Source organism: Pseudomonadota bacterium (assembly GCA_022361155.1).
Classification (GTDB): domain Bacteria; phylum Myxococcota_A; class Polyangia; order Polyangiales; family JAKSBK01; genus JAKSBK01.
Map to the genome: position 1 here is coordinate 1 of JAKSBK010000442.1, position 1241 is coordinate 1241.

Annotated in this window: 1 protein-coding gene; it reads left to right on the forward strand. The window is 50.7% G+C overall.

The features are described from left to right. Positions 1 to 1206: FtsX-like permease family protein (locus MJD61_16685; protein MCG8556898.1), on the forward strand; the 1206-nt coding region annotated here is incomplete at its 5' end. Between the last annotated feature and the right edge of the window lie 35 nt (positions 1207 to 1241).

The window sequence follows — 1241 nt, forward strand, 5'->3', positions numbered from 1 at the left end:
ACTCGAATCGAAAAATTCAAAACCGTTAACCCAGCGGATTGGACGACCTATAATATGGCTTTCGTTGAAACGTATGTCCGGCTTTCACAGGAAGGAACAGCGTCAGGGCTCGAGAGCAAGCTGCCGTCCTTCGTTGACTCGGTCATTTTGGAAGGAGGCGACAACATCACCAACATCGATCTGCTGCTGCAACCGATGCCCGATATCCGCTTAAACACGGATATCAAGACGACCATCGCCCGGGTGAGCAACCCGGTCGACTCCTATGTGCTCTCAGGTTTGGGCATTCTGGTCCTGCTGATCGCATGCGTCAACTTCATTACCTTGTCGGTTGGCAGATCGGTCAGCCGTGCTAGGGAGGTCGGTGTTCGAAAGGTGATGGGGGCGTTTCAGTCGCAGCTCAGAAAGCAATATCTGGGCGAGGCTGCGCTAACGACTTCGGTAGCTCTGACCGCAGGGCTGGCGCTAGCCAATCTCATGCTGCCAACTTTCAATGCCTTGGCGGACAAACAACTGTGCTTCACGCCGGACATAACCGCTTTGGTTTTTCTCATTGGACTGGCGCTTGTCGTGAGCTTCGCGGCCGGCAGCTACCCGGCCGTGATCCTGGCACGCTTTCAACCGGTAACCGTGCTCAAGGGCGTCATCAAAGTCGGCGGTAAGCCTCATTTAAGCAAGAGTTTGGTAGTTCTGCAGTTCTCGCTCTCTATCTTGTTGATCATCGGCACTTTGGTCATAAAGAGCCAGGTTGATTATCTGCGTGAGAAGAACTTGGGATACGATCAGGAGCGAGTGGTTGAAATCTCCCTGAATAGTCCACCTGATCAGACCTCGGCGAGACGAATTTATGATCTTTACAGAAATGAGCTCATGCGCGATGGCCGGATCTTGAACGTTTCCGCGGCCATGAACCAATTTGGTACACCCTGGACAGAGCTCGGTTTCAGACAATCGGACGGTAGCTCAATATCATTGACGTACAATCTGATCGATTATGGCTATCTTGACGCCCTGGGGATCGACCTCATCGAAGGCCGGGACTTCTCGAAAGACTTCGGAACGGATGCAACTGAGGGAGTGATCGTAAACGAGGCTTTGGTCAAGTATTTTGGTTGGCAAGATCCTTTGAATGAACTGCTACCAGGCAGCAGAAATAACCTTCAGGATCTCCTTTATTCTCGCAAGAAGTTAAATGTGATTGGATGACTGTTTTATTGTTAGTTGCGAAAAAAAGACAAAAA